The organism is Hydrocarboniphaga sp. (genome assembly GCF_965279055.1).
Lineage (GTDB): Bacteria > Pseudomonadota > Gammaproteobacteria > Nevskiales > Nevskiaceae > Hydrocarboniphaga.
The window spans coordinates 1,648,480-1,672,013 of sequence record NZ_OZ257125.1; the positions used below are offsets into that span (position 1 = coordinate 1,648,480).

Annotated in this window: 20 protein-coding genes; 13 read left to right on the forward strand and 7 right to left on the reverse strand. The window is 66.5% G+C overall.

The annotated features are described in order from the left end of the window. Window positions 1–65: 65 nt before the first annotated feature. Window positions 66–2,990, reverse strand: coding sequence for a valine--tRNA ligase (locus ACQZF9_RS07575; protein WP_428312634.1), 2,925 nt, complete (start codon window positions 2,988–2,990; stop codon window positions 66–68). A gap of 218 nt (window positions 2,991–3,208) precedes the next feature. Between ACQZF9_RS07575 and ACQZF9_RS07580 the strand changes: the two genes are divergently transcribed. The 3 genes from ACQZF9_RS07580 (at window position 3,209) to ACQZF9_RS07590 (ending at window position 5,250) form a co-directional block, all read left to right on the forward strand. Further along, window positions 3,209–3,388 (forward strand): hypothetical protein, encoded by a 180-nt coding sequence (locus ACQZF9_RS07580; RefSeq protein WP_428312635.1) that lies wholly within the window; start codon window positions 3,209–3,211, stop codon window positions 3,386–3,388. 90 nt (window positions 3,389–3,478) lie between these two features. After that, window positions 3,479–4,297: a HEAT repeat domain-containing protein gene (locus ACQZF9_RS07585; protein ID WP_428312636.1), complete on the forward strand. Its 819-nt coding sequence runs from the start codon at window positions 3,479–3,481 to the stop codon at window positions 4,295–4,297. 68 nt (window positions 4,298–4,365) lie between these two features. Further along, window positions 4,366–5,250: a hypothetical protein gene (locus ACQZF9_RS07590; protein WP_428312637.1), complete on the forward strand. Its 885-nt coding sequence runs from the start codon at window positions 4,366–4,368 to the stop codon at window positions 5,248–5,250. Between the two features lie 27 nt (window positions 5,251–5,277). Here the strand turns inward: ACQZF9_RS07590 and ACQZF9_RS07595 are convergent, their stop codons facing one another. Beyond that, complete coding sequence (locus ACQZF9_RS07595; RefSeq protein WP_428312638.1) at window positions 5,278–7,392, reverse strand: putative bifunctional diguanylate cyclase/phosphodiesterase; 2,115 nt, start codon at window positions 7,390–7,392, stop codon at window positions 5,278–5,280. 114 nt (window positions 7,393–7,506) lie between these two features. Between ACQZF9_RS07595 and ACQZF9_RS07600 the strand changes: the two genes are divergently transcribed. After that, a complete protein-coding gene (locus ACQZF9_RS07600; protein WP_428313389.1) occupies window positions 7,507–8,256 on the forward strand; it encodes an SDR family oxidoreductase in 750 nt (249 codons plus the stop codon). A 541-nt stretch (window positions 8,257–8,797) separates the two neighbouring features. Here ACQZF9_RS07600 and ACQZF9_RS07605 read toward each other — a convergent pair. Both ACQZF9_RS07605 and ACQZF9_RS07610 read right to left on the reverse strand, forming a co-directional pair. Beyond that, a complete protein-coding gene (locus ACQZF9_RS07605; protein ID WP_428312639.1) occupies window positions 8,798–9,235 on the reverse strand; it encodes a DNA polymerase III subunit chi in 438 nt (145 codons plus the stop codon). A 63-nt stretch (window positions 9,236–9,298) separates the two neighbouring features. Continuing rightward, window positions 9,299–10,807: a leucyl aminopeptidase gene (locus ACQZF9_RS07610; protein WP_428312640.1), complete on the reverse strand. Its 1,509-nt coding sequence runs from the start codon at window positions 10,805–10,807 to the stop codon at window positions 9,299–9,301. 278 nt (window positions 10,808–11,085) lie between these two features. Here ACQZF9_RS07610 and lptF point away from each other — a divergent pair, with 278 nt between their 5' ends. Both lptF and lptG read left to right on the forward strand, forming a co-directional pair. Continuing rightward, on the forward strand, window positions 11,086–12,195 hold the full coding sequence (gene lptF, locus ACQZF9_RS07615) for an LPS export ABC transporter permease LptF (RefSeq protein ID WP_428312641.1): 1,110 nt from the start codon (window positions 11,086–11,088) through the stop codon (window positions 12,193–12,195). Further along, window positions 12,192–13,253, forward strand: coding sequence for an LPS export ABC transporter permease LptG (gene lptG, locus ACQZF9_RS07620; protein ID WP_428312642.1), 1,062 nt, complete (start codon window positions 12,192–12,194; stop codon window positions 13,251–13,253). Before lptF ends, lptG begins: the two co-directional genes overlap by 4 nt. Window positions 13,254–13,354: 101 nt before the next feature. Here lptG and ACQZF9_RS07625 read toward each other — a convergent pair whose 3' ends face one another. Continuing rightward, window positions 13,355–13,894, reverse strand: coding sequence for an RDD family protein (locus ACQZF9_RS07625; protein ID WP_428312643.1), 540 nt, complete (start codon window positions 13,892–13,894; stop codon window positions 13,355–13,357). Between the two features lie 223 nt (window positions 13,895–14,117). After that, the gene (locus tag ACQZF9_RS07630; protein ID WP_428312644.1) at window positions 14,118–15,077 is read right to left on the reverse strand and encodes a beta-ketoacyl-ACP synthase III; all 960 of its coding nucleotides are present in this window, start codon (window positions 15,075–15,077) and stop codon (window positions 14,118–14,120) included. 241 nt (window positions 15,078–15,318) lie between these two features. Between ACQZF9_RS07630 and ACQZF9_RS07635 the strand changes: the two genes are divergently transcribed. The 3 genes from ACQZF9_RS07635 (at window position 15,319) to ACQZF9_RS07645 (ending at window position 18,808) form a co-directional block, all read left to right on the forward strand. Further along, on the forward strand, window positions 15,319–15,510 hold the full coding sequence (locus ACQZF9_RS07635; protein ID WP_428312645.1) for a hypothetical protein: 192 nt from the start codon (window positions 15,319–15,321) through the stop codon (window positions 15,508–15,510). Between the two features lie 65 nt (window positions 15,511–15,575). Further along, window positions 15,576–17,351, forward strand: coding sequence for a DUF885 domain-containing protein (locus ACQZF9_RS07640; RefSeq protein ID WP_428312646.1), 1,776 nt, complete (start codon window positions 15,576–15,578; stop codon window positions 17,349–17,351). Window positions 17,352–17,509: 158 nt separating this feature from the next. Beyond that, window positions 17,510–18,808 (forward strand): acetyl-CoA C-acetyltransferase, encoded by a 1,299-nt coding sequence (locus tag ACQZF9_RS07645; protein WP_428312647.1) that lies wholly within the window; start codon window positions 17,510–17,512, stop codon window positions 18,806–18,808. Between the two features lie 14 nt (window positions 18,809–18,822). Here the strand turns inward: ACQZF9_RS07645 and ACQZF9_RS07650 are convergent, their stop codons facing one another. Beyond that, entirely contained in the window at window positions 18,823–19,629 is an 807-nt protein-coding gene (locus ACQZF9_RS07650; RefSeq protein ID WP_428312648.1) for an SDR family NAD(P)-dependent oxidoreductase, read from the reverse strand. A gap of 165 nt (window positions 19,630–19,794) precedes the next feature. On the opposite strand from ACQZF9_RS07650, the gene ACQZF9_RS07655 reads away from it, so the two are divergent. From ACQZF9_RS07655 to ACQZF9_RS07670, 4 genes are all read left to right on the forward strand, one after another. Then, complete coding sequence (locus ACQZF9_RS07655) at window positions 19,795–20,796, forward strand: DedA family protein/thiosulfate sulfurtransferase GlpE (RefSeq protein ID WP_428312649.1); 1,002 nt, start codon at window positions 19,795–19,797, stop codon at window positions 20,794–20,796. Between the two features lie 30 nt (window positions 20,797–20,826). Further along, window positions 20,827–21,447: a class I SAM-dependent methyltransferase gene (locus tag ACQZF9_RS07660; RefSeq protein WP_428312650.1), complete on the forward strand. Its 621-nt coding sequence runs from the start codon at window positions 20,827–20,829 to the stop codon at window positions 21,445–21,447. A gap of 70 nt (window positions 21,448–21,517) precedes the next feature. After that, window positions 21,518–22,762 carry a DEAD/DEAH box helicase gene (locus tag ACQZF9_RS07665; protein ID WP_428312651.1) on the forward strand — a complete coding sequence of 415 codons (1,245 nt, stop codon included), beginning with the start codon at window positions 21,518–21,520 and terminating at the stop codon, window positions 22,760–22,762. Window positions 22,763–22,816: 54 nt separating this feature from the next. Further along, window positions 22,817–23,461 carry a DsbA family oxidoreductase gene (locus tag ACQZF9_RS07670; protein WP_428312652.1) on the forward strand — a complete coding sequence of 215 codons (645 nt, stop codon included), beginning with the start codon at window positions 22,817–22,819 and terminating at the stop codon, window positions 23,459–23,461. Window positions 23,462–23,534 lie beyond the last annotated feature (73 nt).

Below are 23,534 nucleotides of genomic sequence, written 5' to 3' on the forward strand. Positions count from 1 at the left end.
GCGATACGCCCGCTGCGCGGCCTACTCGGGAGGAACGGGGTTTGGTGTGCGCGAACGCCATGGTGTCAAAGCGCCGCGATCCGCTCGCACTGCTCGCGCAGCGCGGCCAGATCCTGCTGCTGCCTGGTGTTCAGATCGCGTGCCTGCTGCTGCACGTTGGGCGGCGCCTTGGCGAAGTTCGGGTTGTCGATACGGGCCTGGGTCTTGACCAGATCGGACTCCAGCGTGGCGATGCGTCGCTGCAGCCGCGACAGCTCGGCTTGCTTGTCGATCAGGCCGGCCATCGGCACCAGCAGCTTCATCGCGCCGAGCAAGGCGGTGGCCGATTGCGGCGCGTCTTCACTTGCCGCCAGCACGCGCGGCGCTTCGACGCGCGCCAGGAACTCGATGCTGCCGCCGAGGCGCTGCAGGCGTGCCGCGTCATCGGCGCCCGGATTCTGGATCAGCAGCGGCAGCAGCTTGCCCGGTGCGATATCCATTTCGCCCCGGATCTGGCGAACGCCGAGAATCAGCGCCTTGAGCCATTCGATATCGGCTTCGGCGGCGGCATCGATCTTGGCCGGGTTCGGCTGCGGGTAGGCCTGGGTCATGATGCTGTCGCCGCCGGCGCCCGCCAACGGCGCGCAGCGCTGCCAGATTTCTTCGGTAATGAACGGCATGATCGGATGCAGCAGCCGCAGCCAGGCTTCGAGCACGCGCACCAGGGTGCGGCGCGTGCCGCGCTTTTCGGCGTCGCTACCGTTGAGCAGCGCCGGCTTCGACAGCTCCAGATACCAGTCGCAGTACTCGTTCCAGATGAACTGGTACAGCGCGGTCGACAGCAGGTCGAAGCGGTAATTCTTGAAGTGCTCGGCGGCTTCTGCTTCGAGGCGCTGCAGCTTCGACGCGATCCACAGGTCGGCCGTTGACAGCTCCACCGGCAGGCTGGCGTCGAGGCCGGTGTCCTGCAAGGCGTCGCTTGCGACGCCGTCTGAGCCATGTCCGCAGCTGATCAGCACGTAGCGCGCCGCGTTCCAGATCTTGTTGCAGAAGTTGCGATAACCCGCGGCACGCGCCGCGTCGAAGCGCACGTCGCGACCCTGCGTCGCGAGCGCGGCAAAGGTGAAGCGCAGCGCATCGACGCCCACGGCTTCGATGCCTTTCGGATAATCCTTGCGCGTCTTCGCCTCGATCTTCGGCGCGGTCTCGGGCTTCATCAGGCCGGTGGTGCGCTTGGCGATCAGCGCGTCCAGCGTGATGCCGTCGATCACGTCGAGCGGATCGAGCACGTTGCCCTTGGACTTGCTCATCTTGTTGCCTTCGGGGTCACGCACCAGGCCGGTGATGTAGACCTCGCGGAACGGCACTTCGCCGTTCATGAAGTAGCGGCCCATCATCACCATGCGCGCGACCCAGAAGAAAATGATGTCGAAGCCGGTGACCAGCACGCTGCTCGGATACCACTTGGCCAGCGCTTCATTCTTCTCGGGCCAGCCCAGCGTCGCCATCGGCCAGATGTCCGACGAGAACCAGGTGTCGAACACGTCGTTGTCCTGGGTCAGGCAGAAGCGATCCGAATCGGCCTCGCGCAGCTTGGCGTTGATTTCCTCGGTGCTGTCGGTGCTGGCGACTTTGAGCATGCTCAGCAGCTGGAACTCGCCCTGCGCGCCGGTCGCCTGCACGAAGGCGTCGTAGGCGCTGCGGCCGACGAAGACTTTGCCGGCGGCGTCGTACCAGGCGGGGATGCGATGGCCCCACCACAGCTGGCGGCTGATGCACCAGTCCTGGATGTTGTCCAGCCACTGGTTGTAGGTGTTGATCCAGTTTTCCGGCACGAACTTGATCTTGCCTTCGCTGAAGGCATCGAGCGCCGGCTTGGTGATCGCGGTCCAGCCGCCGTCGCGGCCGTCATCGAGCTTCTTGCGCGTCAGATCGACGAACCACTGATCGGTCAGGTAGGGCTCGACCACGGCGCCGCTGCGATCACCGCGCGGCACTTTCAGCTTGTGATCGTCGATCTTCTCGAGCAGGCCGAGCGCCTCGAAATCGGCGACGATTTTCTTGCGCGCGACGAAGCGGTCCAGGCCGCGATAGGCCTCGGGCATGTCGTCGCCGATGGTCGCGGTCGGCGTCAGCACGTTGATCAGCGGCAGCTTGTGGCGCTGGCCGAGCGCATAGTCGTTGAAGTCGTGAGCCGGCGTGATCTTGACCGCGCCGGAGCCGAACTCGCGATCGACGTAGTCGTCGGCGACGATCGGAATGTGGCGGTCCGTCAGCGGCAGCCGGATCATCTTGCCGATCAGCGACGCATAGCGCTCATCCTCGGGATGCACCGCGACCGCGGTGTCGCCGAGCATGGTTTCCGGGCGCGTCGTCGCCACCGTCAGTGTGCCGCTGCCGTCGGCCAGCGGGTAGCGGAAATGCCAGAGCTTGCCGTTTTCTTCCTCGCTGACGACTTCCAGATCGCTGATCGCGGTCTGCAGCACCGGGTCCCAGTTCACCAGTCGCTTGCCGCGGTAGATCAGGCCCTGTTCGTGCAGCTTGACGAAGTGCTCGACCACCGCCTTGGAGTAGCTAGCGTCCATCGTGAACGCGTTGCGGCTCCAGTCCACCGAGCTGCCCATGCGCTTGATCTGGGCTTCGATGGTGCCGCCGGAGTAGCGCTTCCATTCCCAGACTTTTTCCAGGAATTTTTCTCGGCCCAGGTCCAGGCGCGCCGGCTCGCCGGCCAGCTTCAGATTACGCTCGACCACCATCTGCGTGGCGATGCCGGCGTGATCGGTGCCGGGCTGCCACAGGGTGTCGAAGCCGCGCATGCGGTGATAGCGCGTCAGCGCGTCCATTACCGTGTGCTGGAACGCATGGCCCATGTGCAGCGTGCCGGTCACGTTCGGCGGCGGAATCATGATCGAGTAGGGCTCGCCGGCGCCGCGCGGCGCATAGCAGCCTTTTCGTTCCCAGTACGCGGCCCAGTGCGATTCGCTGGCGCCGGATTCGAAGGTCTTGTCCATGGTCGAGAGGCGGGGCGGCGCTGAAGGTGCGGTCATCGGGATAAGGCTCTGGGGCGGGGCGCGCGTGAGCCGGGGCCACGCGCGGGCGGGCATTATAGAGGCTGGCCGCATCCACATCCTGCAACACACTGTCGCGGCACTTTCCTGCAGGAGCGACGGCGCCCGTCTTGTATGTTCCTGGTGCCCCATTTCGGGGTCGCCAAGTAAGGAACATCAAAGTGGAAAACCTCAACAACTCGCCGCTCGCCGCCACCACCACCCAGTCAGCTGCCGATGAACTGATCATCTGCGACCTGGAATACGACGTCGCCGGTGTCGGCGCCGACGAGCCGGCGCTTGCCGAAGAAAACCAGGCTGCTTACTTTCTCGTGCACTACCGCCTGCCCGAGAACAAGTAAGCCGGCCGGTTGAATCACTCGCCGCAAAAAGGTGGGCGGAGCCTCGGCGCTCCGTCCACCGACGGCGGTCTGAGCTAACATACAGCCGCGATGGTTTTCTCCAGCGAACTCGAAGCATTCGTCCAGCATGTCGATCAGGCGTTCGATCGCGAACGCGTGTCCACGTTCTGGCCACTCGAATCGGCGCTGCGCAAACTGCTGGCCGGGCCGTTCGCGACGCAGGCGCTGAACCAGCAGCTGCGCGAACTGGTTGCCAATCCGGCGTACACCGGAGCCTGGCGGCCGAACCAGCTGATGCTGCACCGCGGCCGCGGCTTCGCGCTGTCGATCCACCTTTACGAAGCCTCGCGTCGCTACGTGCATTCGCAGCCATTCCTGGCGATGGTCGCGCCGCTGGCCGGGGCGCCGCTGGCGTATGCGCGCTACGAGCTGCCGGCGGAGTATCGCAACGACGTATTCAACCCGGCGCTGCGCATCCACACGCCGCAGATCGGCGAAGTCGCCGTCGGCGAGCTGCTGTGCCTGCACAGCGACCGTTACCTGTACGACTTTCATATCGAGGCGCCGGTGCCGATGCTCAGGCTCAGCACCGCGCCGTTTCACAGCCTGGAATGGCTGTTCAATCGCGAAACCGGCTACGCCTGGCAGGCCAACGACAGCGAGATCACCGCGACCCAGCTACGCGTTGCCGCCTACATCCTCGGCAAGCTCGCCGACCCGTCCTCGGTGGAGCCGCTGAAGCAGCTGAGCGAACATCCGCACCACGCGGTGCGCTGGGCCGCGGTCCAGAGCCTGGGCCGGATCAACCGCTCCGCTGCGGTGGAACGCTTGCAGGCTTCGGTCGACGATCCGCATCCGCACATCCGGCGGGCGGCGGCCAAGACGCTGGCGCAGTTGAAGGACTCCTGACGCGATGCTTGACGACGCGGTCAACGCGGTGTGTTGCAGTGGTCCCGTGGTTGCCGGGCGCTGATGCCGTGGCGCGCATCTTCGAGCCCCGAGTCGATCGCGTCGTGTCGCTGGACGAGCTGACCGACTTCGTCCATGCCAGCGTCGACCTGCACGATCTCGACAGTATTTCGAGCGCGGCGCCGCTGCTGCGCGGACTGGCCAACGACCGCCAGCTGGTGGTGTCGCGGCTGAACCAGCAGGTGCAGAACCTGTTCCGCAGCGAGTCGATTCCGTCGGCGCAGGTGATTTTCCTCGGCGAGGGCCGCGACTTCTACCTGCGCGCGAACATCTGGCCGTCGATGGCGGACCTGTCCAGCGGCCGGGTCTACCAGGACCAGTTCGCCTACAACCTGGCGCACGATCACAACTACAGCTTCATGACCGTCGGCTATCACGGGCCGGGCTACATCACCGATCTGTACGAATACGACAACAGCGGGGTCACGGGGCGCATCGGCGAGCAGGTCGAGCTGCGTTTCGTGCAGCGCGTGCAGTTCCGCGGCGGCATGGTGATGCTGTACGAGGCCGGCCGCGACGTGCACACGCAGCTGCCGCCCGACGAAATGAGCATTACCCTGAACCTGATGATCGCGACCCCGGAAGTGCGGCTGCGCGACCAGTATTTCTTCGAACTGCAGCGCGGCAGCCTGCTCGATTACCCGATCGAGACCGATGGCTCACGGCGCGTGTCGATGATCCGCATGGCGGCCGATGTCGGTGACGCCGACACCCGGCAGCTGCTCGGCGATCTGGCCGCGTCGCATCCCTGCAGGCGCACGCGGCTGGCCGCCTACGAAGGCCTGGCGCGGCTGGCACCGCAGGACGCGGAGAGCGTGTGGACGAAAGCGGCCGCCGATCCGGAAGCGCTGGTCAGCGAGGCGGCGCGGGCGAGGTTGGCGGCGCTGCTTTAGAACCCCTCTCCCGGAGGCAGAGGTTCCCTAAACCGCCGGCAGCTGGCTGCGAGAGAACTGCGCGGCCCAGGCGGGGAAATCGTCCGCGGCGATCGCCGGCGAATAGTGGTAGCCCTGGTGCAGACGGCAGCCGAGCCGGTACAGCGTGCGCGCCTGCGACGGCGTTTCCACGCCCTCGGCGATCACGTCCAGATTCAGGTTCTGCGCCAGCGCGATCGTCGCCGAGATGATGCCCATGGCCTGGCGCGAGATTTCCATCGTGCCGACGAACTGGCGGTCGATCTTGATCTTGTCGATCGGCAGGTGCTGCAGGTATTTGAACGAGGAATAACCGGTACCGAAGTCGTCCATGCCGATGCGATAGCCCAGCGCGCGTATCGCCTCGAGCAGCAGGCGTGCCTCGTTGGAGGTGTCGAACAGCACGGTTTCGGTCAGCTCCAGATCCATCGCATTGGCGGCGGCGTCGCCACCGTGCTGGAACGCGCCGAGCACGTCGAGCATGCGGCCGTCCTGGAACTGGTGGGCCGACAGGTTCACCGCGATGCGCCACAGGTGACCGGCGGCGGTCCAGCTGCGGGCCTGCCGGTGAGCAAGTTCCAGGCAATGCTGTGACAGCAGGCCGATCAGGCCTTCTTCCTCGGCGACGGTGATGAACTCGGCGGCGGGGAGCAGGCCGCGTTCGCGATGGCGCCAGCGCAGCAGCGCTTCGGCGCCGACCACCTGACGAAGACCGTAGTCGACGATCGGCTGGTAGTGGACCTCGAAGCGGTTTTCCTTCAGCGATTCGCGGATCTCGTTGGCCAGCGCTTTCTGCGAGCGCAGCTGGCCGGCGAGCTTGCCGCCGGCGAAGCGCGCGGTATTGCGGCCGCTTTTCTTCGCCGCGATCACCGCCGCCTCGGCGCTGCTGATCAGCTGTTCGGCGCTGCTGCCGTCGTCGGGCGACATCGCCATGCCGATCGACGTCGACATCGTCAGCACGTCGTTGGGAATCGGGTAGGGCTCGGCGACGCCGCGCAGCACGCAGCCGGCGACCTCCTTGATTTCGGTTTCGGCATAGCCGCGGCCGAGTTCGAACATCACCACGAACTTGTCGCCGTGGTAACGGAACAGGCTGGCGTCTTCGGGAATGAAGCGCTGGATGCGGTTGACCGCCTCGCACAGGTAGCGGTCGCCGACGCCGTGGCCGAAGCGCTGATTGATCGAGCGGAAATGGTCCAGGTCCAGGTACAGCAGCGCGATACCGTCCTGTCCGTCGGCCAGGCGGCGGTGCAGGCTTTCTTCGAGCTTGGCGCGATTGCCCAGGCCGGTCAGCGGATCGTGATAGGCGAGCCGCCCGAGCAGCTCGGAGCGGTCGCGGAAATGGCGGATCGACTGCGCCATTTCGCCGAACTCGTCGGGTCGCAGCGGCGGCAGATCGATCGCCAGTTCGCCGGCATTGACTTGGCGGATCGCCTCGGTGATGACGCGCAAGGGACGCAGAATCGAGCGCTCGATGGTCCAGATCAGCAGCAGGCCGCTGAGCATGATGGCCGCGGTGATCAGTGCACCGGTGAGCGTGGCGCGGCCGGTGCGCTGACGGCCGCGCTCCTCGATGCGCTGCGCCTGCGCGAACTCACGGTGCCGCGCGTCTGCCAGGGTGGTTTCGATGGTGTCGAGGCGTTGCTGCATCTGCGCCATTACCGGCGCTGCCGATTCCTGCTTGCCTTCGCCGATCGCGGTGATCGCGATCAGCGACAGCCGCGGCACCTCCTCGACCGCGCTCAGCACCACGTCGCGGCTGTCCGGATCGAACACGCCGACTTCGGCGAGCTGGGACCTGACCGCGTCCAGTGCCTGCTGATGTGCGATTTCGGCGGCTTTCTGCTCGTCGGCCTTGTGCAGCAGCAGCGCCGAATTGAGCTGGCCGCCGCGGTGGCGGAACAGCGTCACCGCCTGCTCGGTGGCGACGATGGTTTCGAAACGCCGGTACTGCTCCTGCGCGGCGGCCTGGTCGCGCTGGTTCTGCGCGAACAGCGAGGCCAGCACCAGGCTGCCCGTAGTAAATGCCAGCACCAGCGCCACGCACAGCAACAGCAGGCGCGAACGCACGCTGAAGAAGCGCCAGGGCTTCCTACGGTCGCGGTTCCAGAGGTCGGTGCTCATTGCAAGCCGATGATAAGACAAGCGCGTTGTAAGCGATTGTCGTTTCGGGCGAGCGGCAGCGATTAAACGTCTACCAGACTTTAGAATGGGCGCAGATCCGGACAAATCCTCATGATGACTTTCTCGCCGCCGCTAGTGGAGCAGGTCGCCCTCGTCACCGGCGGCTCGCGTGGCATCGGCGCGGCGATCGTGCGCCGGCTGGCGCGCGACGGCGCGACCGTGGCGTTCACCTACCTGAACTCGGCGGCGCGCGCGCAGGCGCTTGCCAACGAGATCGTCGCCGCCGGCGGCAAGGCGGTGGCGCAACGCGCCGACAGCGCCGACATCGACGCGCTGCGCAGCTGCATCGACCGCGTTGCCGCCGATCATGGCCGCCTCGACATCCTGGTCAACAGCGCCGGCATCGGCCTGATGGGCCTGGTCGATGATTACTCGCCCGGCGACTTCGACCGCATGATGGCGGTCAACGTGCGCGCGCCGTTCTTCGCCGCGCAAGGCGCCGCGCGCCACATGCGGCGCGGCGGCCGCATCATCGTCATCGGCAGCGCCGCCGCGGATCGCGCTGCGTTTGCCGGCAACAGCGTCTACGCGGCGAGCAAGGGCGCGGTCGCGGCGATGGTGCGCGGCCTGGCACTGGACCTGTCAGCGCGCGGCATCACCGTCAACAACCTGCAGCCCGGCCCGATCGCGACCGAAGCCAACGCCGCGTCCGGCGCGCAGCTCGATGCGATCAACGCGATGATGCCGGTCGGGCGCATGGGCAGCGTCGATGAAGTCGCGGCGATGGTCGCGTATCTGGTCGGCGTCGAAGCGGCGTTCGTGACCGGTGCGAGTCTGACGATCGACGGTGGGCTTACCGCCTGAGGCTTCGACGGCGATCCGCTCCCTCGATACGGCTCGCAGGCGAGCCTACTCGGGACGAACGGAGTTTGGTTGAGGCCTCGATGTCACCCAGCACGCTCCGTTACTCCCGAGTAGCCGGGCTTGCCGGGCGTATCTCATGGATTGTGTCTTCAGCTCGTAAGCTCATACCCGCGATCTCGGTACGAACGGAGTTTGGTTGAGGCCTTGATGTCACCCAGCACGCTCCGTTACTCCCGAGTAGCCGGGCTTGCCGGGCGTATCTCATGGATTGTGTCTTCAGCTCATAAGCTCATACCCGCGATCTCGGTACGAACGGAGTTTGGTTGAGGCCTCGATGTCACCAGCACCCTACGTTCGTCCGGAGTAGCCGGGCCTGCCCGGCGTATCGAGGGAGCGGATCGAACTCACAGCTTGTGGGTCTTCAGCTCATACCCGCGATCGCGGCACGAACGGGGTTTGCTTGAGGCCCCGATGTCACCAGCACCCTACGTTCGTCCGGAGTAGCCGGGCCTGCCCGGCGTATCGAGGGAGCGGATCGAGCTCACAGATTGTGGGTCTTCAGCTCATACCCGCGATCGCGGTAGAACTTGTAGCGCTCGCGCGAGCTGCTGCGGTCCGCGACCGTCGCCGGCACGATTTCCAGCACGCGCTCGAAGCGGCTGAAGTAGGTCGGCACGTCGGCGCCGAGGTTGAACAGTATGCCGTGGTGCGTCGGCGGCGGCTCGCCGTTGCCGATCAGGATCAGCGGCTGCGGATCGGCGCTGGGCTTGCCGGTGTCGATCTCGTGTGACAGGAAGCCGCCTTCCTTGTAGCTCCACAGCGCGCCGTCGATCTGCTCGGCGAGCTCGGACTGCGGCACGCGCAGGTACACGCGCGCGCCGCTGGCCGCGGCTTTTTCGCACAGCCGGCACACCGTATTGACGGTGTCGCCGTTGGCCTGCGTCGGCTCCGGCAGGATGTAGAAATCGATGCGCGTCATTCCCCGCTACGCCCGCTGCGTGAGTGACTCGGTACCGACGCCAGGCTGCGCAGGTTCAAATCGTCAATCCCGCTTCGCCGCGGCGTTGAGCAGGTACTGCACCAGCAGCGGCACCGGGCGGCCGGTGGAGCGCTTGCCCTTCCAGGCGGTGGCGGCGATGTCCAGGTGCGCCCATTTCATTTTCTTGGCGAACTTGTGCAGGAAAGTCGCGCCGATGATCGCGCCGCCGCCGTTGCCGCCGGAGGTGGCGATGTTGGCGATGTCCGCGCATTCGCTCTTCAGGTGCTCCTCGTACTCCGGCCACAGCGGCATTTCCCAGACGCGGTCGCCGATCTGCTCACCGGCCGCGGTCAGCGAGCGCGTCAGGCCCGCGGTGTTCGAGAACAGGCCGGTCGGATAGGCGCCGAGCGCGACGACGATGGCGCCGGTCAGCGTCGCCATGTCGATGCACACGCTGGGATCGTAGGTCTGCTCGACGTAGGTCAGCGCGTCGCACAGGATCAGGCGGCCTTCGGCATCGGTGTTGAGGATTTCGATGGTGATGCCGGCCATGCTGGTGACGACGTCGCCGGGCTTGTTGGCGGCGCCGTCGAGCAGGTTTTCGCTGGCCGCGACCACGCCGACCACGTTGATCGGCAGCGCCAGCTCGGCCAGCGCGCGGAACGCGCCGATCACCGCGGCGCCGCCGCACATGTCGAACTTCATTTCGTCCATATTCGCGGCCGGCTTGATGCTGATGCCGCCGGCGTCGAAGGTCAGGCCCTTGCCGACCAGCGCGATCGGCTTTTCGCCCTTGGGCCCTTTCAGGTATTCCATGACGATCAGTTTCGGCGGCTGCACGCTGCCGCGCGCCACCGACAGGAACGAGCCCATGCCGAGCTTGCGCAGCTCCGGCTCTTCCAGAATCTTGACCTTGAAGCCGTGCGCCGCGCCGAGCTGCTCGGCACTGGTCGCCAGATACGTCGGCGTGCAGATGTTGCCGGGCAGGTTGCCCAGGGTCTTGGCGACGTTCATGCCCTTGGCGATCGCCAGGGCCTCGACCAGGCCGCGCTCGCCGGCGGGCAGGTCGCTGCGACGCGGCACATCGAAGGTCAGGCGCTCGAGCTTGTAGCTCGGCAGTTCTTCCTTGGCCTTTTCGCCGCGGCAGTCGTCGAAGCTGTAGAAGGCTTCTTCGATGGTGATCGCGGCCTGGCTGACGTTCCAGTGGAAGTCGCGGCCCTTCAGCGGCAAATGCGTCAGATAGCTGACCGCGTCGATCGAGCCGGTCTGGCGCAGCGCGCGCGCTGCGGCCGCATTGACCTTGCGGAAGGCATTGTCGTCGAAGCTGCGTTCACGGCCGAGGCCGACCAGCATCACGCGGTCGGCGAAGGTGCCGGGCAGGTTGTGCAGCACCAGGCTCTGGCCAAGCTTGCCGTCCATGTCGCCGCGGCGCATCACCGCCGCGATCGCGCCGTCGCTGACGCCGTCGATCACGGCCGCGGATTCGCTCATCGTGCGGCGGTCGTAAATGCCGACGATCACGCAGGACACGCGCTGTTTTTCGGGATTGCCGCTCTTGACGAAATATTCCATCGTTTTCCTCGGGTGTGTTCAGGCTGCAAGGGCCTGAATCCTGAATTTTGTTACGACCAGCTACAGAGGGCGGTCTTGCCCAAGCTTGAACTTGGCGAGCCGGGCTGCCGGATACCGGCCAGCCGCCGCCGAGCGATTGCATGATGTCGGCGATTCCGGCGTCGCCAAGTGTAGCGATTTATCCACAACGACCCAAGCAACCGGCGGCGCCGCGGAGCCCGCGCCGTGGGCGCGGCGGCGACGCAAAGCGCGGCGTCAGGCCGCATAATCGCGGCCCTATGAACGGCGCCACACTCGACCGCTACCTGTTGCGAGAGGCCGCGACCTCCTGGGCCGCGGTGACGCTCGTGCTGTTGCTGATCATGCTGTCGACGCGTTTCGCCAGCCTGCTCGGCGAGGCCGCGTCCGGCGGCCTGCCGCGCGATCTGCTGTTCAAGATCGTCGGCCTGTCGAGCCTGCAGTACCTGGTGATCCTGGTGCCGGTGTCGCTGCTGCTGGGCACGATGCTGTCGCTGGGCCGGCTGTACAAGGACAACGAAATCGCCGCGATGACCGGCTGCGGCGTCAGCCTGTTCCGGTTGTACCGGCCGTTTCTGGCGCTGGGCCTGCTGCTGGCGCTGTTCACGGCGCTGCTCGCCTTCGAGATCGGGCCGTGGGCCGGCCGCACCGCGGACTACGTGGTCAAGGACGCGCGACGGCTGATCCAGTATCTGCCTTTCGAATCCGGCCGCTTCACCACCGTGGCCGACGGCCGCGGCGTTTTCTATACGGCCGAGACCGACAAGGGCAAGGAGAAGCTGACCTCGGTGTTCGCTCAGATCGAAACCGACAAGGGCGTGTCGATCGTCGTCGCCAACGAGGGCCGGCAGCGGCTCAACGAGGAAACCGGCGATCGCGAGATCAGCCTCTACGGCGGCTGGCGTTACGAAGGCCAGCCCGGCGCGCAGCTCTACGATATTTTGCGTTTCGACGAATTCACCACGCGGGTGACGCCGCCGCAGTTCATCTACACCGGCGGCAAGCGCAAGCTGATGGCCACCGGCGACCTGTGGCGCTCCACCGATCCTCAGGATCGAGCCGAGCTGCACTGGCGCATCGCCGCGCCGCTGTCGGTGTTCCTGCTGACCCTGCTCGCGGTGCCGCTGTCGTATGTCGGCCCGCGCCAGGGCCGCTACGGCAAGATCGTGTTCGGCATGATCATCTACCTGTTCTATTCCAACCTGCTCGGCATCGGCCAGAGCTGGATCGGCAAGGGCAAGATTCCGGAGAGCATCGGCCTGTGGTGGGTGCATGCGATCGTGCTGGTCGCGGCGATCTATCTGATCGGTGCGCGCATGAACTGGTGGCAGCGCCGGCCGCGCGCGCCGGCCGCGGCGGTGGCCGCATGAATCGTCTCGACCGCTACATCGTGCGTTCGATTTTGTCGCTGACCTTCGTCGTCGGCCTGGCGCTGGTTGCGATCTACACCTTCACCAGCTTCGTCGCCGACCTGGGCAATACCGGCAAGGGCGACTACGGCCTGACCGAACTCGCGGTCTACACCTTGCTGAACATGCCGGCCGGCCTGCACGTGCTGATGCCGATCATCGCGATGCTCGGAACCCTGATGGGCCTGGGCAACATGGCCGGGCAGGGCGAGATCACCGCGATCCGCGCCGCCGGCGTCAGCAATGTGCGCATCGGCATGGCGGCGCTGATCGCCGGCGCGATGCTCGGCCTGCTCGGCTGGGCGATCGGCGAATGGGTCGCGCCGGTGAGCCAGCAGTCCGCCGAACGCTACAAGAGCAACGCCCGCTACGGCATCGACGGCGCCAACTCAAAGCCCGTGTGGCTGAAGAACGGCAACGACATCTTCAACATCAAGAAGCTCGACAGCGAAAGCCACATCGGCGACGCGGTGATCTATTCCATCGGCGACGACCTGCGCCTGCATGCGATCACCTCGGCCAGGGACGGCGTCTTCGCCGACGGCCAATGGATGCTGACCGATGTGGTGCGCACCGAATTCGGCGACGACAGCGCCAAGGTCGAGAAGCTGCCGCAGTACCAACTGCAGGGGGGGCTGTCGCCGAGCGTGCTGCGGCTGTTCGTGCTGCAGGCCAAGAGCCTGTCCACCGAAGGCCTGCTCGAGCTGATCAACTACCTAGACGAAAACCAGCTCGATTCCAGCGAGCAGCGTCTCGAGTTGTGGCAGAAGATCGTCGAGCCGCTGACGGTGATGGCGATGATGATGTTCGCGGTGCCGTTCGTGTTCGGATCCCTGCGCAACAGCGGCGCCGGCCTGCGGCTGATGATCGGCGTGCTGGTCGGGGTCGCGTTCTACGTGATCAACCAGGTCACTGCCGATTCCGGCCAGCTCTACGGCTGGCCGCCTTCGATCTCGGCCTGCGCGCCGACCGTGGTGCTGGCGGCCTGGGGCTGGTGGCGGTTGAAAAAAGCCGGCTAGTTTTTCTGCCGAAATAAGCACTCCCCGTTCGTGTCGAGTAGCGGGCTTGCCCGCGTATCGAGACATCGCGCGGTCCCTCGATACGCCCGCAAAAGCGCGGGCTACTCGGGAGGAACGGAATTCGTGTCGGTTGTTTCTTTCGGCTCGACCACGACTTCGGTCATAGCCGCCAGATCGCACAGCGCGCGTCGGCGCTTGTCCAGCAGCATCACCAGCAGCGCGACGATCGAAAACGCGACGCCGGCGATCATCACCGTAGCCGCGTGCACATGCTCTGCCAGCTTGGGAAACTGCAGCAGCGCCGGAATCAGCAGCGCGAACCAGGTCAGCAGCATCACCGCGTAGCGCAGGCTGGCGATCGGCCAGCGCAGCGCCGCGCCGTCGACGCGGCGCACGCGCATGCGCCAGACGCGCATGCCCAGGGTCTGGCCGCCATGCGTCCACGAATAGCCGAAGAAACCCAGGCCGACCAGGAACAGCAGAATCTGGAACGCGAGTCGCGTGCGCGCCGCGCCGCCGAGCGCATCGCGCACCCAGGTATCGATCAGCGCCGCGACCATCCACAGCGCCAGCAGCAACAGGCCGTCGTAAATCGACGCAGCGAAACGCCGCCAGATCGGAGCGGGAAGGACCAGGGGCATGGGCGTGACGGTGACCAGGGTCCGCCAGTTTAAATCGTGGGGCGGGCCATGACCCGCCGCTGTTGATTTTGATGCGGCGAAAGCAAAACTCCGTTCGTCCCGAGTAGCCGGGCTTGCCCGGCGTATCGAGGGACCGTCGAGCGAGGTTCGGGTCCCTCGATACGGCTCGCGAGCGAGCCTACTCGGGACGAACGGGGTTTTGTGCGTGCGAAGGCGACAAGCCTTACCAGCGAACCAGCACCGCGCCCCAGGTCAGCCCGCCACCGACGGCCTCGAAAATCACGTTCTGCCCGCGCTGGATGCGGCCGTCGCGCACCGCGACATCCAGCGCCAGCGGGATCGATGCGGCCGAGGTGTTGCCGTGGTCGTGCACCGTGGTCACCACCTGCTCGGGCTTCAGGCCGAGCTTTTCGGCGGTGGACATGATGATGCGGATGTTGGCCTGGTGCGGCACCATCCAGTGCAGGTCGGCGCCGGTCAGGCCGTTGGCTTTCAGCGCTTCCTGGGTCACTTCGCCGAGCACGCGCACGGCCTGCTTGTACACCGCCTGGCCGTTCATTTCGACGAAGGGATTGCCGACGATCCTGCCGTTCTGCACGCCGCCCGGCACGCGCAGGATGCCGCTGTGGCGGCCGTCGGAATGCAGGTGCGTCGACAACACGCCGGGCGTTTCGGAGGCCTGCAGCACCACCGCGCCGGCGCCGTCGCCGAACAGCACGCAGGTGCGTCTGTCGGTCCAGTCGAGGATGCGCGAGAAGGTTTCGGCGCCGATCACCAGCGCGCATTTGGCGGCGCCGGTGGAGACGAACTTGTCGGCCGTCGCCAGCGCGTAGATGAAGCCGCTGCAGACCGCCTGCACGTCGAAAGCCGCGCCGCCGGTGACGCCGAGCTTGGCCTGCAGCAGGCAGGCGGTGGACGGAAAGATCATGTCCGGCGTCGAGGTGGCGACGATGATCAGGTCGATGTCGGCGGCGCTGACGCCGGCGGCGGCCATCGCGCGCTCGGCGGCGCGCTGCGCCAGGTCGCTGGTCTGTTCGCCGTCGGCGGCGATATGGCGGCGGCGGATACCGGTGCGCTCGAAGATCCACTCGTCGGTCGTGTCGACGGTCTGCGCCAGATCCTGGTTGCTGACGACTTTTTCCGGCAGATAACTGCCCGTGCCGGAGATGCGCGAATAAGCCATTGAGAGAATTGAGATGTGTCGTTGTGCTCCGGCGAGTCCGGTGCACCGGGCGCTGCGCTAAAGGTACGCTTTGATCGGATACAGTTTGGAGCTTCCGCCGGTTCCATACAACTTCCCAGCGTATGGAGGCCGGGCGGCGTTACACGGCGTCACGCGCTGCAATCTGGTGGTTATCCCTCAGTGACGCAACGCCGCGATGATAGGCCGGCCGGGTCTTCCGGCCTGCTGCTGGAGCGCTGCGATGGATGAGCCGATTCCCAAGATCTCGATTCAGGACCTGTCGACGCTGCTCGGCGCCGCGCTCGGCGGCCCGGTCCGCGCCGCCGATCTGCACGACGCGGTGCTGAAGCCGCGGCATCACGACGAGTCGCCTCAGCCGGCCCATGCCGGCGACCTGATCGAGCAATTGCTGCGTGGCGCGCGCCGGCAATAGGCGCCGCGCAAGGTTTAGCATGGAGGCATGCGGCCCTGCCGCCTCTCGATAGGGGACCTTCCTCCATGCTGTTTGCCAAATCGTCTAGTCGCGGCCGCTGCTGTCTGGCGGCTGCCGCGCTGTTGAGCCTCGCCGCCTGTGGCCAGAAATCGCCGAATCCGCCAGCGCCAGTCGAGGCCTCCACGCCGGCCGCCGTCGAGCCGGCCAAGGCCGACTGGGCCGCGTTCCGCGACCGTTTTCAGGAAGAAACCTTCGCGGCCAACCCGGGCTTCGCGGTCAGTCAGGGCCGCCACGAGTTCGACGGCCGGTTGCCGGACTGGAGTGCGGCGGGCATCGCCAGCGAGATCGCGCGTCTCGACGCGGCACGCAGCGCCGCGGCCACGTTCACCGATGCCCAGCTGCAGCCCGAGGAGCGCTTCGAGCGTGACTATCTGCTGGCCACCGTCGATGGCCGGCTGTTCTGGCTGCGCGATGTCGAAACGCCGTTCCACAATCCCGGTTTCTATCTGAGCACCGACGGCCTCGACCCGAGCACCTACCTGACGCGGCCGTATGCGCCGCTGGACGTGCGGCTGAAGGCGTTCACGGCGTATCTGAAGGCGGTGCCGAACGCGGTCACGCAAATTCGCGCCAACCTGCGCTCGCCGCTGCCCAAGACTTTCGTCGCGCTCGGCCTCAACGGCTTCGGCGGCTTTCCGGCTTTCTTCCGCAAGGACGTGCCGCCGATTTTCGCCGAGGTCAAGGACGAGGCATTGCAGGCCGAGTTCAAGGCCGCGCTGGAGCCGGCCGCTAAATCGCTGGAAGAGCTCAGCGCCTGGCTCAAGAGCGAGCAGCCCAAGGCCAACGACGACTTCGCGCTCGGCGCCGAACGCTTCAGCAAAATGCTCTATGCGACCGAGCGTGTATCGACACCGCTGAAGGACCTGGAAGCCGTCGGCCGCGCCGATCTGCAGCGCAATCTGGACGCGCTGAAAACCGCCTGCGCCGCATATGCGCCGAAAGCCAGCCTGCATGCCTGCATGGACCAGGTCAACGCCGACAAGCCCAAGGGCGGCGCGGTGGAAGGCGCGCGGGCGCAGCTCGACAGCCTGCGCCAGTTCATCATCGACAAAAAGCTGGTGACGATACCGAGCGACGAGAAAGCCCTGGTCGGCGAAGCGCCGCCGTATCAGCGCTGGAACTTCGCGTACATCGACATCCCCGGCCCTTACGACAAGGGCATGCCGTCGACCTACTACATCGCGCCGCCGGACCCGAGTTGGCCGAAGAAGGAGCAGCTCGACTACGTGCCGGGCGCGGCGGTGCTGCTGTTCACCTCGGCGCATGAAGTCTGGCCCGGGCATTTCCTGCAGTTTCTGCACTCGAACCGCTCGCCGTTCAAGTTCGGCCAGCTGTTCGTCGGCTATGCGTTCGCCGAAGGCTGGGCGCATTACACCGAGGAGATGATGTACGACGCCGGCCTCGGCGATCATCGGCCCGAATACAAGATCGGCCAGCTGTCCGAAGCGCTGCTGCGCAACGTTCGCTTCCTGTGCGCGATCGGGCTGCACACCCAGGGCATGAGCGTGCAGACCTGCGAAACCATGTTCAAGGAAGAAGGCTTCCAGGACGCCGGCAACGCGCGCCAGCAGGCCGCGCGCGGCACCTACGACGCGGCCTATCTGAACTACACGATGGGCAAGCTGATGATCGTCAAGCTGCGCGAAGACTGGGTCAAGACGCACGGCGGCCGCGAGGCCTGGCATGCCTTCCACGACCAGTTCCTGTCCTACGGCGGCCCGCCGATTCCGCTGGTGCGTCAGCAGATGCTGGGCGCGGACGACAAGGGGTCGTTGTTCTAGTCGTCGCGGTCAAGGACCGCTCCTGCATGGCGCATTGCCTGTAGGAGCGGTCCCGCGCCCTGGTACCTGAGTGCTATCCCCGCGGCCGGGCCTCAAAACCGCTGCCGTACGCGCGTAACATCCATCCGATAACAACGCGCGAACCACAGGGAGCCCGCATGAGAACCATCAGGCGCATCGCCATCGTCGGCGGCCGGCGCATTCCGTTCGCGCGCAACAACACCGCCTATGTCGACAGCAGCAATACCGACATGCTGACCGCGGCGGTCAAGGCCGTCGTCGACGCCTATGGGCTCAAAGACCAGCGCATCGGTGAAGTCGCCGCCGGCGCGGTGCTGAAGCATTCGCGCGACACCAACCTCGCGCGCGAGGCGGCGCTGTCCAGCGGACTGTCGCCGCGCACGCCGGCCTACGACGTGCAGCAGGCCTGCGCGACGTCGCTGGAAACCGCGATGCTGGTGGGCAACAAGATCGCCGTCGGGCAGATCGAGGTCGGCATCGCCGGCGGCGTCGACAGCGCCTCCGACGCGCCGATCGCGCTGAACGAGGAGCTGCGCCAGATCGTGCTGAAATCGCAGCGCGTCAAGAGCAGCGGCGACCGGCTCAAGCTGCTGGCGCAGCTGCGTCCGCACATGCTGGCGCCATCGATTCCGAGCATCACCGAATCGCGCACCGGCCTGTCGATGGGCGAGCACACCGAGCTGATGGTCAAGCAGTGGGGCATCACGCGCGAGGCGCAGGACGAGCTGGCGCTGGCCAGCCACCTGCGCGCCGCGGCCGCCTACGAGCGCGGGTTTCTCGACGATCTGCTGGTGCCGTACAAGGGACTGCAGCGCGACAACAACCTGCGCGCCGATACCACGCTGGAGAAACTCGCCAAGCTCAAGCCGGCTTTCGACAAGACCTCGGGTCGCGGCACTTTGACCGCCGGTAACTCGACGCCGCTGACCGATGGCGCGTCGGCATTGCTGCTGTCGTCGGAAGAGTGGGCGAGTGCGAACGGCCTTGCTCCGCAGGCCTTTCTGGTCGACGCCGAAGCCGCCGCGGTCGACTACTACGGCCCGCGCGCCGAAGGCCTGCTGATGGCGCCGACTTATGCCGTGCCGCGTTTGCTGGCACGCAATGGACTCGGCTTACAGGACTTCGACTACTACGAAATTCACGAGGCTTTCGCCGGCCAGGTGCTATGCACCCTGAAGGCCTGGGAAGACGCGGCCTATTGCCGCGACATGCTCGGCCTGCCCGGCGTGTTCGGCTCGATCGACCGCGCCAGGCTCAACGTCAACGGCGGCTCGCTGGGTTATGGCCACCCGTTTGCGGCGACCGGTGCGCGCATCGTCGCGGCGGCAGCCAAGCAGCTGGCGGCGCACAGGGCGAGCAGCGGCAAATCCGGGCGTACGCTGATTTCGATTTGTGCGGCCGGTGGCCTGGGAGTCGCGGCGATACTCGAAGCTTAGCGCTGTCGTTTTCGCTACTTGTAGCGCGCCGCCGCGGTATTGCGCGACAGGTTCGGCCCGAGCGTCAGCCGCGCCTGCGTCATCGCGTCGTAGTCGCCGGCATCGGGCAGCGACGGGATCGTCACCAGCTCGCCGCTGTCCAGGCCGGCCAGCGCGGCGTCGACCATCTCGTCCACTTCCATCAGCATTTCCTTCGGCAGCTGGTCAACGCTGCCGCCGGAGCGGTCCCAGATTTCGGTGCGCGTCGCGCCCGGCAGCACCGCATGCACGCGCACGCCGCTGTCCTTCAGCTCCTGATGCAGCGCCAGGCTCAGGTTCAGCACGAAGGCCTTGGTGCCGCTGTAGACGCCGTTGAACAGTTCCGGCGCCAGTGCCAGCACCGAGGCCATGTTGATCAGCGTGCCGCGGCGGCGCGCCACAAACGCGGTGGCCGCGGCGACCGCGAGCCGCGACACCGCCTGTACGTTGAGGCCGATCATCGACTCCAGCCGGTCGGCGTCGCCGCCGATCAGCGGGCCGCTGACCGACATGCCGGCGTTGTTGACCAGCATCGTGATCGCCTCGTCGCGGCGCAGGCGCTGCTCGACCTTGAGCAGATCGCTGCGATCGTTCAGATCGGCTTTCAGCGTTTCGACCTGCACGCCGCTGTCCGCGCGCAGGCGCGCGGCCAGTTCGTCGAGCCGATTCAGGTCGCGCGCGACCAGGATCAGATCGTAGCCGCGGTGGGCGAGCCGGTTGGCGTAGACCGCGCCGATGCCGGTGGAAGCGCCGGTGATCAGCGCGGTGCCTTGGACGGCGGGTTTCGGGACCGGGTTTGCCATGGTTGCAGCTCCTGTTCACTGGGCCCTGCGGCCCGATTTATAAAATGATGCTCGTAATATAAGGCTTTGTCCATATCGTCAGCGCAGACACCGGCCGCCGCGATTCCATCGCTGCAGCCGTGCAGGTGAAGATGCCGCGTTCGGCATAGAATTCGGGGGATCGCCATGCTTAATTCACTCGCCCCGGAACTGTTAGGCCCCGCATTGGCGAGCCTGTGCGTGTTCGCCGCGGCGATCGGCCTGCCGGTGCCGACGATGCCGGCACTGATCTTCGCCGGCAGCGTGATCGCCGGCAGCGGCGATCCGCTGATGGTGGCGACGCTGGCTTTCGGCGGTGCCTGGCTGGGCGCTTTCGCCGGCGACAGCCTGTGGTATGCGGCGGGCCGCCGATATGGCTTCGCGGTGCTGCGGCTGTTGTGCCGCATGTCGCTGTCGCGCGATACCTGCGTGCGCCGTACCGAAAGTTTCTTCGAGCGCCGCGGCGTGCGCATCCTGCTGATCGCGCGCTTCGTGCCGGGGCTGTCGGTGGTGTCGGTGCCGATGTCGGGCAGCGCGCAGGTGCCTTTCTCGCGCTTCGCGCTGTTTGATGCCAGCGGCGCGGCGCTGTGGATCGGTACCGGCCTGGCGCTGGGTTACCTGTTCGCCGGCCAGATCGATCTGCTGATGCAGCTGCTGCACGACTTCGGCCTGGGGCTCGGCGCGGCGACCGTGACGACACTGGCGATCTTCATCGGCTTTCGCTGGCTGCGTCGGCGTCGGCTGCTGGTGCAGCTGGAAATGAGCCGGATTTCGGTGGCCGAGCTGTACTCGATGATGGCAGCCGGCGCGGTGCCGGTGATCATCGACGTGCGCACGCCGGAGCATCGCAAACACGATCCCTACCTGATCCCGGGCGCGCGCACGCTGGATCTGGCACAGCTCGAAAGCGGGCTGCCCGATCTGACGCGCAAGGAGCAGGTGATCCTGTACTGCTCATGCCCGAACGAGATCTCGGCCGCGCTGGTCGCGCAGCGTCTGCGCAAGCTCGGTTTCAACGACGTGCGGCCGCTGCTCGGCGGCCTCGACGCCTGGCGCGACCAGGGTTGGGAGCTGCAGCCCATCGTCGCGACGATGCCGGGCGAGGGCAGCGGCGAACCCAGCGTGATTGCGCTGGCCATCCAAACGTAAGCCGGGTGCGCCCGGAACAGGCTCGTGCTGATGAATCTCTATGACCGTTTTGTGCTGCCACACCTGATCGACTGCGTCTGCGGCATCGGCCCGGTGATGGAACAGCGCGCCGCGCTGATTCCAAGGGCGCGGGGAAAAGTGCTGGAAATCGGTGCCGGCAGCGGCCTCAACTTCCGCTACTACGATGCGAGTCGCGTCGACAGCATTCACGCACTCGATCCGTCCGAGGGCATGAACACTCTGGCGCGCAAGCGCGCTGCCGGCATCGGCATCCCGGTGCAGACCCTGGCGCTGGGCGCGGAAACCATCCAGGCCGACGACGCCAGCTTCGACACCGTGGTCAGCACGTTCACGCTGTGCACGATTCCCGATGCGGTTTCGGCATTGAAAGAAATGCGCCGCGTGCTCAGGCCCGGCGGCGAGCTGCTGTTCTGCGAGCATGGCAGCGCGCCCGATGCCTCGGTGCGGCGCTGGCAGCAGCGCCTGACGCCGCTGTGGAAGCCGCTCGCCGGTGGCTGCCATCTGAACCGCGACGTGCCGGCGATGCTGCGCGATGGCGGCTTCAGGCTCGCGGACATGGAGCAGCGCTATCTGCCCGGCCCGAAGCCGATGATGTACGTGTATCGCGGCGGCGCCACCGCGGCGGGCTGATCGCGTCGCCGTCGCCGTCGCTGCGATGCAGATGCGACAATGCACGGGTCATGTTGAGAAATTCCAGCCGATGCCCTTCGCCGCACTAGGACTCACCCCCGCGCTGACGCGCGCCGCCGGCATGCAGGGCTTCGTCGTGCCGACCGCGATCCAGCAGGCCGCGATTCCGGCGATCCTGCGCGGTCAGGACGTGCTCGGCCGCGCACAGACCGGCTCGGGCAAGACCGCCGCGTTCGCGCTGCCGCTGCTGCAGCGGCTGATCGCCGGCCGCTCGGAGACACCGCGACGGCTGCGCGCGCTGATCCTGGCGCCGACGCGCGAGCTGGCGGTGCAGATCGGCGATGTCATCCTGGCGCTGGCGCAGGGCTTTGCGCAGCCGCTGAAAACGGTGGTCGCGTTCGGCGGCATTTCGATCAATCCGCAGATGATGGATCTGCGTGGCGGCGCCGACATCGTCGTCGCCACGCCGGGGCGCCTGCTCGATCTGATCGATCGCAACGCGCTGAAGATCGGCGATGTGCAGACCCTGGTGCTGGACGAGGCCGACCGCCTGCTCGACCTGGGCTTTGCCGACGAGATCAACCGCATCATCGCGCTGCTGCCGGCGTTCCGGCAGAGTCTGCTGTTTTCGGCGACGTTTCCGCAGAGCGTCGAGGCGCTCGCCGACAAGATGCTGATGAACCCGACGCGCATCGACGTCGAGCCGCAGACGACGACCGCAGCGACCATCGTGCAGCGCTCGATCGAAGTCGACCGCCATCGCCGCGGCGAGCTGCTGACGCGGCTGATCCACGACAACGGCTGGACGCGCGCCCTGGTGTTCGTCGCCACGCAGCGCGAGGCCGAGCAGCTGGCCTATCAGCTGTGCCACGTCGGCATCCGGGCTGCGCCGTTTCACGGCGAACTGAGCCAGCGCAAGCGCACGACCGCGCTGGCCGATCTGAACTCGCATGCGCTGCAGGTGGTGATCGCCACCGATGTCGCCGCACGCGGCCTCGACATTCCGCAGCTGCCGGTGGTGGTGAACTACGATCTGCCGCGCTCGGCCGACGATTACACGCATCGCATCGGCCGCACCGGCCGCGCCGGTGAAAGCGGCCTGGCGATCAGTTTCGTCAGCGCCGACACCGAGGCGCATTTCCGGCTGATCGAAAAGCGCAACAACCTGCGTCTGCCGCGCGAGCGCATCGCCGGCTTCGAGCCGCGGCAGCAGCCGGCAGTGACGCCGCCGGGCGCGCCTGGTGGCGGCGTCAAGGGCAAGCGCAAGAGCAAGAAGGACAAGCTGCGCGAAGCCGCGGCGCGCGGCGAATCTTGATCGCGCCGGCCGCGCCCTCATGTTTCGGGTTTGCCTGACAAGAGCCTGCCGACCATGACCGCGATCAAAATCGATTTCGTCTCCGACGTGTCCTGCCCCTGGTGCGCGGTCGGGCTCAAGTCGCTGGAACAGGCGCTGGCGAAGATCGGTGACGAAATCACGGTCGACCTGCATTTTCAGCCTTTCGAGCTGAATCCGCAGATGCCGGCCGCCGGCCAGGATATCGACGAGCACATCAGCCAGAAATACGGCACCACCGCCGAGCAGAACGAGCAGAGTCGCCAGGCGCTGCGCGCCCGCGGCGCCGAGGTCGGCTTCGACTTCCGCATGGACAAGCGCGCCCGCATCTACAACACCTTCGACGCGCACCGGCTGCTGCACTGGGCCGAGCTGGAAGGCCGGCAGAAAGCGCTGAAACAGGCGCTGCTCCAGGCCTATTTCACCGATGGCGAAAACCCCAGCGATCACGCGGTGCTGGTCCGGCTCGCAGGCCAGGCCGGCCTGGATACGACGCGCGCGCAGGCGATCCTGGCCAGCGACGAATACGCGCTCGACGTGCGCCAGCGCGAGCGCTTCTACACCGACAAGGGCATCCGCTCGGTGCCGGCGGTCATCATCAACCAGCGCCACCTGATCTCGGGCGGTCAGCCCGCCGAGGTGTTCGAGCAGGCACTGCGGCAGATCGCGGCCGGCGGCTGAACGCGGCGCTGCCAATGTAACGCCGCGTAAACAGCGGCGTCGTCGGGCGCCGGATGCGGCATCATCGGCAGCC

Excerpts from the sequence above, each read along its gene's own strand:
- ACQZF9_RS07575 (WP_428312634.1), bottom strand. The coding sequence starts at position 2,990 with ATGGACAAGACCTTCGAATCCGGCGCCAGCGAATCGCACTGGGCCGCG.
- ACQZF9_RS07585 (WP_428312636.1), top strand. The coding sequence starts at position 3,479 with ATGGTTTTCTCCAGCGAACTCGAAGCATTCGTCCAGCATGTCGATCAG.
- ACQZF9_RS07595 (WP_428312638.1), bottom strand. The coding sequence starts at position 7,392 with ATGAGCACCGACCTCTGGAACCGCGACCGTAGGAAGCCCTGGCGCTTC.
- ACQZF9_RS07600 (WP_428313389.1), top strand. The coding sequence starts at position 7,507 with ATGACTTTCTCGCCGCCGCTAGTGGAGCAGGTCGCCCTCGTCACCGGC.
- ACQZF9_RS07605 (WP_428312639.1), bottom strand. The coding sequence starts at position 9,235 with ATGACGCGCATCGATTTCTACATCCTGCCGGAGCCGACGCAGGCCAAC.
- ACQZF9_RS07610 (WP_428312640.1), bottom strand. The coding sequence starts at position 10,807 with ATGGAATATTTCGTCAAGAGCGGCAATCCCGAAAAACAGCGCGTGTCC.
- lptF (WP_428312641.1), top strand. The coding sequence starts at position 11,086 with ATGAACGGCGCCACACTCGACCGCTACCTGTTGCGAGAGGCCGCGACC.
- lptG (WP_428312642.1), top strand. The coding sequence starts at position 12,192 with ATGAATCGTCTCGACCGCTACATCGTGCGTTCGATTTTGTCGCTGACC.
- ACQZF9_RS07625 (WP_428312643.1), bottom strand. The coding sequence starts at position 13,894 with ATGCCCCTGGTCCTTCCCGCTCCGATCTGGCGGCGTTTCGCTGCGTCG.
- ACQZF9_RS07630 (WP_428312644.1), bottom strand. The coding sequence starts at position 15,077 with ATGGCTTATTCGCGCATCTCCGGCACGGGCAGTTATCTGCCGGAAAAA.
- ACQZF9_RS07635 (WP_428312645.1), top strand. The coding sequence starts at position 15,319 with ATGGATGAGCCGATTCCCAAGATCTCGATTCAGGACCTGTCGACGCTG.
- ACQZF9_RS07640 (WP_428312646.1), top strand. The coding sequence starts at position 15,576 with ATGCTGTTTGCCAAATCGTCTAGTCGCGGCCGCTGCTGTCTGGCGGCT.
- ACQZF9_RS07645 (WP_428312647.1), top strand. The coding sequence starts at position 17,510 with ATGAGAACCATCAGGCGCATCGCCATCGTCGGCGGCCGGCGCATTCCG.
- ACQZF9_RS07650 (WP_428312648.1), bottom strand. The coding sequence starts at position 19,629 with ATGGCAAACCCGGTCCCGAAACCCGCCGTCCAAGGCACCGCGCTGATC.
- ACQZF9_RS07655 (WP_428312649.1), top strand. The coding sequence starts at position 19,795 with ATGCTTAATTCACTCGCCCCGGAACTGTTAGGCCCCGCATTGGCGAGC.
- ACQZF9_RS07660 (WP_428312650.1), top strand. The coding sequence starts at position 20,827 with ATGAATCTCTATGACCGTTTTGTGCTGCCACACCTGATCGACTGCGTC.
- ACQZF9_RS07665 (WP_428312651.1), top strand. The coding sequence starts at position 21,518 with ATGCCCTTCGCCGCACTAGGACTCACCCCCGCGCTGACGCGCGCCGCC.
- ACQZF9_RS07670 (WP_428312652.1), top strand. The coding sequence starts at position 22,817 with ATGACCGCGATCAAAATCGATTTCGTCTCCGACGTGTCCTGCCCCTGG.